Below are 8,161 nucleotides of genomic sequence, written 5' to 3' on the forward strand. Positions count from 1 at the left end.
ACTCCTGACCGGCGGCTCCGCCGTCAATCTCGACTATCCCAGAGTGCCCCTGGGATAGTCCTTTCTCAGTTCTGGCACGACCTTCTGGGGCTTGCCAGAGCGTACTAATATTCACCGGCAGTAACGCTGGGAGTGTTTGATCGGAGAGTATTATGACTGAACTGAATTCAAAAGAACCTACTAAACTCAGCGAAGCAGAGCTCCAAGATTTAGTCGCGTCGACGGATAGCGGTGCCCGCGACCCAAAAGGTGTTCAACGTCTTATACTGTTGGCTGCGGGGCTGTGTTGGTCGCTATTTCAATTGTGGATTGCCTCGCCGTTACCATTTTATGATTGGCCGTTGATCGGCAGTTTTGGTGTATTCAACGATACCGAAGCCCGTTCGATCCACCTTGCCTTTGCCGTATTCCTCTCTTTTATGGCCTATCCCGCCTTGGGTGGCTCTCCTCGTGAACGAGTGCCTTTACCGGATATGGTGATGGCGGTATTGGGGGCTTTTTGCGCCGGCTACCTGTTTATTTTCTATGTACAAATATCTGATCGTCCGGGCTTGCCGACGACGTTAGATATCATCGTTGCTATTACCGGCGGGATTCTCCTGTTGGAAGCTACTCGGCGTGCACTTGGACCACCGCTCGTGGTCGTTGCGTCAGTGTTTTTGTTTTATACCTTTGCCGGCCCTTATATGCCGGAAATTATTGCCCATAAGGGCGCCAGTTTGAAAGAAGTGGTTAACCATCAGTGGATCACTACCGAAGGTGTGTTTGGTATCGCGCTGGGCGTATCGACCAGTTTTGTGTTTCTGTTTGTCTTGTTTGGTGCCTTGCTGGATAAAGCCGGTGCGGGTAACTATTTCATTAAAGTTGCCTTTTCACTCTTAGGGCATCTCCGTGGCGGCCCCGCGAAAGCGGCGGTTGTTGCGTCCGGTATGACTGGGCTGATCTCCGGTTCTTCCATCGCCAACGTGGTTACCACCGGTACTTTTACCATTCCAATGATGCGGCGCGTGGGTTTCAGCGCGGAGAAAGCCGGTGCGGTGGAAGTGGCCTCATCGGTTAATGGCCAGATTATGCCACCGGTCATGGGCGCAGCAGCGTTTTTGATGGTTGAGTATGTGGGTATCTCCTATGTTGAAGTGATCAAGCATGCCTTCCTGCCGGCATTGATCTCTTATATCGCGTTGGTTTACATCGTGCATCTCGAAGCCCTTAAACAGAATATGTATGGTCTGCCTCGGCGTAGCGCAGCGAAGCCTTGGATGGCGCGTTTGATGGGCGTGTTGATTGGCTTTTTGGCCACCGCCGCCGTGTCGATGGTGGTCTATTACGGCATTGGCTGGATCAAACCGTTGTTTGGTCAATACGCGAGTTTAGTCATCGGTGTCTTGTTGTTGATTATCTATGTCTTGTTGGTGCGTTTCTCTGCAGGCTACCCAGACCTTGAATTGGATGATCCCAACTCTGATGTGGTAGAGCTGCCGGAAGTTGGACCGACCGTTAAGTCTGGATTGCATTTTATTCTGCCGGTCATTGTGCTGGTGTGGTGTCTGATGGTTGAACGCCTGTCTCCTGGACTCTCTGCGTTCTGGGCCACCATGCTGATGGTCTTTATCCTGCTGACTCAAAAATCCTTGTTTGCGTATTTCCGTAATGAGGGTGGTCTTGGTCGACAGTTTAGGAAGGGCTTTAATCAGTTGATCGATGGCCTAATCGTCGGTGCTCGTAACATGATCGGCATCGGTATCGCGACGGCGACCGCCGGTATTATCGTCGGAGTGGTATCGCAAACCGGTGTCGGCTCTGTGCTGGCCGATCTGGTTGAAGTGCTGTCGATGGGCAATCTGTTGTTGATGCTCGTCCTGACCGCTGTACTCAGTTTGATACTGGGCATGGGGCTGCCGACGACCGCTAACTATATTGTGGTGTCATCCTTACTCGCGCCGGTGATTGTGACCTTGGGGCAAGAGTCTGGTCTGATCGTACCGTTGATTGCCGTGCATCTGTTCGTGTTCTATTTCGGTATCATGGCGGATGTGACGCCGCCGGTGGGGCTGGCATCTTTTGCCGCGGCGGCGGTGTCCGGTGGTGATCCCATCCGTACCGGGTTTGTCGCATTCTTCTATAGTTTACGAACCGCTATTTTACCGTTCCTGTTTATCTTCAACACAGATCTGTTATTGATTGATGTGACTTGGTGGCAGGGCATTATCGTGTTTGTGATATCGACGGCGGCGATTTTATTGTTTACCGCAGCGACTCAAGGGTACTTTTTGGTGCGTAACCGTGCATACGAAACGGCGCTACTGATCCTGATTGCCTTCTCGCTATTCCGTCCCGGTTTTTGGATGGACATGGTGTCACCACCCTTTAAGACGGTGGCCGCCAGTGAGCTGATGGGGAATAGCTTGGATCTTCCTGCTGGCGCTGAATTGCGGCTGCATCTGATTGGTGAGGACGATGTCGGTAATCCCCGTGATTTTGTCGCATTGTTTGAGCTGTCTGATGGGGCGAATACTCAGGAACGCTTGGTCAATGCCGGTTTAGAGCTGGCGGATCTTGATGGCAAAGTGGTGGTCGATATGGTGGGTTTCGACAGTCATGCGGAGAAGGCCGGTTTGATGTTTGATCAACAGATAGGGCAGGTGGAAGTACCTCAGGGACAGCCGCCTAAAGAGCTGATGTTTATTCCGGCGTTGTTGCTGTTGATCCCTATTGTGCTGTTCCAGCGTCGTCGTCGCCAGGTTGACGATGATCAGGTGCCGATTTCAGCAAATACTTAAACCAAGACTGAGGTGTCTTGTCTTAGGCACCTCGGTTTCGATTACCCTATTTTGTGGTAAAGGAAGGATTTATGTTTAAGCAAATTATTGTTCCGGTTGATATTGAAGAGCCGTCTTTTTCCGATAAGGCAATAGAACTGGCATTACGGGAAGTGGATAGAGCAGGGGGCAGCATTCATCTGATGACCGTCATCCCTGGATTTAACTCCCCGTTGGTTGCCTCTTACTTTAAAAAATCAGTGGTTGAAAAGGCGCACGAAGCGGTCGAAAAACAGCTGCAAGCACTGGCTCAGAAAATGTTACCGGCAGAGGTTAATCGCACCCTTTCAGTCCATCAGGGCAATCCGGCTGAGCGCATTATCAAACAGGCCAAGCGTAGCAATGCTGATCTGATTATTATGACAGCACATCACCGTAGCAAAGTTGATCACGTATTGTTGGGCTCTAACTCTTCACGGGTGGTTGAGCGTGCGGGTTGTTCGGTATTGGTGTTGCGCCCTTAAGTCAGGCTTATCGTTGTGCGAATAGGTTTCTATCAGTGGTAAGGGAAGAGAGTTATTGTCAAATCTGGTTCCTGAAATCAGATAGCATTCTTATTTGATTGATCCCTTACCCGCTCTCCGTCCTTGAACTCAACATTATTGACTACCACGGTAAGCAAGTTGAATCCCTTGATCCTTTTCTATCGCTTCTGAGATGATTCCAGCAGCTTGTATACCATCGCGAACGTCGCATCGTGAGAGCCGCAGTTCCGCGTTCGTTTAGTGCGCAACCGAACTGTCGCAAAGGTCGATCCAATAGAGTTGGTCGTCCGAATATGTACTCAGTGTTCCGCTAGAAAATCGTAGAATGCGAGCATTTATTCCCAGTCTTTAGATAGGCATTCCATCGCTTTGGGTAACTTATTTAGTACATTTGCCGTCTTATTTAAGGTACCCCTGAAAAATAATGGTGCTACAAAAGTAGAACTTTCTCGCAATTTCTACGCAGAAGACTCTGCATGAAAAAGTCACGTTATACCGATAGCCAAATCATGGCGATCCTTAAGTAAGCCTAAGCGGGAACGCTAGTCCCCGAACTCTGTCGTGAACACGGAGCTCAGCCTCATTTTATAAGTGGCGCGAAATACGGTGTTATGGATGTATCTTTGATGGTTCGACTGAAAGAGCTTGAAGATGAAAACTGACGCTTAAAGAAAATGTATGCTGAAGAGCACCACAGGGCTGAGATTGTTCAGGAAGCTATACAAAAAAAAATATCCAAAGGGCACGACGAGTGCTAAAGCCGTCTCAGCGCAAGAGGATGGTGCAATAGATTATTACTGCTAAGGGAGTCGGTATCCAGTTATCATGTTTCGACTTCTAGTGAAAATTTGAGGTGATAATTAGTCTGAAATAGGGAGCTATTACAGCTATGGATCTCAGGAGCAGAGAAGGGGAGACAGGGTATTTTCGGAGTTACATTTGAGGCTTCATGTAAAAAAAAATCATCGACGGTGGGCACCGTCGATGTAAAGAGGCATGATTACCCAAAGATAAGATTTGGTAACCATAGTGCAATTTGTGGGAAAGTAACGACCAAGCCTAATCCAATGATCTGTAAGGCGACAAAAGGTAGTGTCGCTTTATAGAGGTCGTAAATTGTAATTTCTGGTGGTGCAACGGAGCGCATGTAAAATAGATTATAACCAAAGGGTGGGGTTATATAAGCGGTTTGCATACTGATAATGAACAGTACGGCAAACCATATGGTATCGAAACCGAGATCTCTAACGATGGGCACGAATAGTGGGATAGTGATAAATACAATCGCAAAATCATCAAGAAACATCCCCAAGATGAAGTAGCAAACCAACATTGCAATAATTATCCAATAAGGAGATAAACTGCTATCCTCGATGAGTTCTCCGATCAGCGAACCAGCACCCAGTCCTATGTATATTTTACTAAAGAACACTGCGGCTAGTGCTATCCAAATTAGCATACCCATAATGCTGGTGGTTGAGCGTAACACATCTTTGAGGATGCTCATGCTTAGGGTTCGATAGATCATTGCTAAGACTATCGAACCAGCTGCACCAATGGCAGATGCTTCTGACGGTGTTGTTACACCTGATACAATACAGCCTAATACCGTTGCGATTAATATAGAGGGTAAGATCATTGCCTTTAGTGAAATTATTTTCCCTTTGAAGTCTACGCGGTCTTCTTTAGGTATGGGAGGAGCAAGCTTTGGGGAAATTCTAGATCGGATTATGATATAGAGAATGTATATGCTAGCCAGCATTAGTCCAGGTATCACGCCCGCTGCGAACAGCTTACCAATTGACTCTCGTGCGAGAAACGCATAAACAATCATTAAGACGCTAGGCGGAATTAGAAAGCCTAGGGCGCCTCCCGCCATAATGGTGCCCGTGGCTAATTGTTTGTCATAACCACGTTTGAGCATGGCGGGTAAGGCAATCAATCCTAGGCTGACAGTGGCAGCACCAGAGACACCTGCCATGGCTGCTATGATTGCGCAGATGATAACGGTACCGACGCCAAGCCCTCCAGGTACACTTCCCATGAGTTTATAGACCATGTCGAACATGTCATCAGTTATTCCGCTGCGCTGAAGCATTAAACCCATGAAAATAAACATAGGAAGCGCAACTAGAATAAAGTTATCCATAGAGGAAAATGTGCTGGTCGCTAATATTTGCAGGCCATTTGTTCCCCAAAGTAGATAAGCTGAACCGGTGCCGACAATTAATAAACACCAAGTCAGCGGTGCTCCTAAAATAAGTAGTACCAGCATTGAGGCGAACATGCCTAAGGTGACTGTAAGCGGATCTAAATCGAGCACGTCATTACCCTCTTATATAATTTGTCAGGAGGAAATTGAAAACGAGATCAAGTGACATCATTTTCTTCTATGCATATATTGAATAGTATGCATATGTCCCTTGTGAGATGCGCCAAGCTTTGCATCATTAATAGAGCAACGGCTAAAGGCATAACCGATTTAAAAGGGTATAACGGTGGAGCCCATGGGCTTTTTGAGGACACTTCTAAAATAGCCCAAGAGTCCATCGCAAACTCAAGTGCAACCATGAAAAAAACACTAAATACAGCAAGTCCCATTAATCCAGTAATGACGTCCATCACGGCCCGCCCTTTCTTTGGGAAAAGGCCATATATTACTTCGCTGCGAACATGGCCTCGGTGTTTATGGGTGTAGGCTCCAGCTAAAATACAAAAAGTTCCATAAAGCATGGTACTGAGTTCATGGGCCCAGTTGGTGGGCGCGTTAAAAAAATAACGCGCTACCACCTCATAGAGAAGAACCAATATTAGAGCCAAGCACATCCAACTGACCGCTCGACCTATGAACTCCGAGATACCATCCTGAATGGATAGGTAACGTTGAAGTATCATTAGACTCGTCCTGTCGCTTTAGCTACTTTAGTGAGAATATCAATCGCTTTCTTATTGCGCTCAGATTTAGCGGCTTCGTCTTTCCAAGTATTAAGTGCGGCTTCAGTTAATGCTTTCGAGTCAGCTTCTGGTAGGGTTGAAAATTCAAATAGCCCTTCTGATGCAACGGTTAGTTGGCCATTCATGTTCCAAGTGTGGTGATCATGGGCAAGTGTACGACAAGCCATTTTCATCGCTAATTGTTGTTTTTCAGAGAGACTATTCCAACGCTCCATATTTATAATGATACTGTCGACGGCGCCAGGATCGATAAGGTTTAGACGAGTATAATGTTTTGCTACTTCATTCAATTTCAGTGCTTTGTACTCAAGGGGGCCGCCGTAGACCAGGCCATCAATAACACCGGTGGATAAGCTAACATATAATTCTTCTGCCGGTACGTAGGTTGTTGGAATATCAAATTGATTAAAAATGGAAGCCATAGTCGAAGTCGCGCGGATCTTCATGGATTTCAAATCTTCTAAGCTTTTAACGGGTTTAGTCGTTAATAACTCATAGGGGCCATTAAACATAGGAAGCATGAAATAAACGCCTTTTTCTGCATAGGCTTCACGAACAAGTTCAAGCAACCCTTGCCCTTCCCAGATAAACTGGGCTTCATCATAGGTAGACCATGCACCAGGTAAGCCGCTTTCGATTTTGCCAATATCAATCTGTCCAGGCCAATATCCTCCATAGCCTTGTGCCATGTCGAGTGAGCCTTTAGCTACAGCTGCAAACATCTGATCGTTTGGCACTAGTTCACCTCCACGAAAATGAGTGATGTTCACGGTACCATCACTTATCTTACGAAGCTCTTTCGAAAAATTTTTATGTAAATGGTCGGTTTCAGTTCCCCAGTATCGTTGCATTCGAAAACGAACTTTATCGTCTGCAGTGGCTGATTTAGAGGTAGCGATTAGTGGAGCGGCAACGGCCATAGAAGCTGCGGCGGCCTTCAGAAATTTTCTTCTTTGCATGATTTTATCCTTATTATCCATACCTATTATTGCTGAAGTGCTAAGGCATATTGGTTTTTTAACTGCAATTAAATTGTTGTTTTCAATGAAGCTTGTTTGCTATTCATTAAAAATAGCAAATAAAATTGTTTCATTAGTAAAAAAATATACACTAAATTTTACTAGGGTCAAGTAAATTGATTTGTGTTATTATTTGTTAGCATTTTCAATATGCAGAAGATAGTGAATACGTACATAAATAGTGGCAATTGCTTATATGAAGGATCTAAAAAACTCGGTTAACGGGGAAGATGGAAAAGGTTTTTATGGTGATCGAGTTCGTGGTTTACGGAAGTCTAAAGCTAAAACGTTGACCCAACTTGCAAAGGAGACGGGCCTTTCTTCTGGTTATTTAAGTCAAATTGAACGAGGTTTGGCTCAACCGTCTATTAGTGCCCTGGTCACTATATCGAAAGCGTTAGGTGTCAACGCGCAATTTTTCTTTGCCGGAGAGCCTGAGGTAAATGAAGTAGAAAAAGATTATGTGGTGCGTAGCGGGCAGTATTTAGAAATTCAGTATGAAAACGGAATAGTGGATCAATTGTTGACTCCTAAATCAAACCGTAAGATGCAAGTCGTACGCTGTATCTTACCGTCGGGAGGGGGTGTTGACAAACCGTACTCTCATAAAGGGAGTGAAGTGATCTTGATTAACGCCGGTACACTTGATGTCTGGATTGGCAAAAAACATTTCACTTTAAATCAAGGAGATACATTAACATTTGATAGTACAGAAGAGCATCTTTATAGCAATAAGGGTGATGTTGATGTTGATGTGTATTGGTTTATAACACCTGCATCATTTTAATGCTAAGTTGAGGATTTACGAGCCTGTAATTTAAATTGTGTATCTGCTTATAATTAAGCCAGTCATGGCTAAGGATAAGCAATATGGATAAGAAAG

At 45.7% G+C, this 8,161-nt stretch carries 6 protein-coding genes and 2 pseudogenes; 4 read left to right on the forward strand and 4 right to left on the reverse strand.

The features are described 5' to 3' along the window. Positions 1-152 precede the first annotated feature (152 nt). Both Q4488_RS16975 and Q4488_RS16980 read left to right on the forward strand, forming a co-directional pair. Positions 153-2,780: a TRAP transporter permease gene (locus Q4488_RS16975; RefSeq protein WP_303581677.1), complete on the forward strand. Its 2,628-nt coding sequence runs from the start codon at positions 153-155 to the stop codon at positions 2,778-2,780. Between the two features lie 71 nt (positions 2,781-2,851). After that, positions 2,852-3,283, forward strand: a complete 432-nt coding sequence (locus Q4488_RS16980) for a universal stress protein (RefSeq protein ID WP_303581678.1) — start codon at positions 2,852-2,854, stop codon at positions 3,281-3,283. A 77-nt stretch (positions 3,284-3,360) separates the two neighbouring features. Here the strand turns inward: Q4488_RS16980 and Q4488_RS16985 are convergent. Then, a pseudogene (locus tag Q4488_RS16985) lies at positions 3,361-3,684 on the reverse strand (transposase); the annotation flags it as partial. A 96-nt stretch (positions 3,685-3,780) separates the two neighbouring features. Between Q4488_RS16985 and Q4488_RS16990 the strand changes: the two are divergent. Further along, positions 3,781-4,044 (forward strand): annotated as a pseudogene (locus Q4488_RS16990) (transposase); the annotation flags it as partial. Positions 4,045-4,304: 260 nt separating this feature from the next. Here Q4488_RS16990 and Q4488_RS16995 read toward each other — a convergent pair. Genes Q4488_RS16995 through dctP form a run of 3 tightly spaced genes read right to left on the reverse strand, consistent with a single transcriptional unit; the run spans position 4,305 to position 7,218 of the window. Beyond that, the gene (locus Q4488_RS16995; RefSeq protein WP_303581679.1) at positions 4,305-5,627 is read right to left on the reverse strand and encodes a TRAP transporter large permease subunit; all 1,323 of its coding nucleotides are present in this window, start codon (positions 5,625-5,627) and stop codon (positions 4,305-4,307) included. A 47-nt stretch (positions 5,628-5,674) separates the two neighbouring features. Then, the gene (locus tag Q4488_RS17000; RefSeq protein WP_303581680.1) at positions 5,675-6,199 is read right to left on the reverse strand and encodes a TRAP transporter small permease subunit; all 525 of its coding nucleotides are present in this window, start codon (positions 6,197-6,199) and stop codon (positions 5,675-5,677) included. Further along, positions 6,199-7,218 carry a TRAP transporter substrate-binding protein DctP gene (gene dctP, locus Q4488_RS17005; RefSeq protein WP_303581681.1) on the reverse strand — a complete coding sequence of 340 codons (1,020 nt, stop codon included), beginning with the start codon at positions 7,216-7,218 and terminating at the stop codon, positions 6,199-6,201. The genes Q4488_RS17000 and dctP overlap by 1 nt, the downstream gene beginning before the upstream one ends. A gap of 256 nt (positions 7,219-7,474) precedes the next feature. Here dctP and Q4488_RS17010 point away from each other — a divergent pair, with 256 nt between their 5' ends. Beyond that, entirely contained in the window at positions 7,475-8,065 is a 591-nt protein-coding gene (locus Q4488_RS17010) for a helix-turn-helix domain-containing protein (protein WP_303581682.1), read from the forward strand. Positions 8,066-8,161: the final 96 nt, after the last annotated feature.

The sequence above is a fragment of the Amphritea sp. 1_MG-2023 genome (assembly GCF_030547545.1).
GTDB lineage: Bacteria > Pseudomonadota > Gammaproteobacteria > Pseudomonadales > Balneatricaceae > Amphritea.

What these genes read in the sequence shown, in the direction of transcription:
- Q4488_RS16975 (WP_303581677.1), top strand. Translation starts at nt 153, where the DNA reads ATGACTGAACTGAATTCAAAAGAACCTACTAAACTCAGCGAAGCAGAG.
- Q4488_RS16980 (WP_303581678.1), top strand. Translation starts at nt 2,852, where the DNA reads ATGTTTAAGCAAATTATTGTTCCGGTTGATATTGAAGAGCCGTCTTTT.
- Q4488_RS17000 (WP_303581680.1), bottom strand. Translation starts at nt 6,199, where the DNA reads ATGATACTTCAACGTTACCTATCCATTCAGGATGGTATCTCGGAGTTC.
- dctP (WP_303581681.1), bottom strand. Translation starts at nt 7,218, where the DNA reads ATGCAAAGAAGAAAATTTCTGAAGGCCGCCGCAGCTTCTATGGCCGTT.
- Q4488_RS17010 (WP_303581682.1), top strand. Translation starts at nt 7,475, where the DNA reads ATGAAGGATCTAAAAAACTCGGTTAACGGGGAAGATGGAAAAGGTTTT.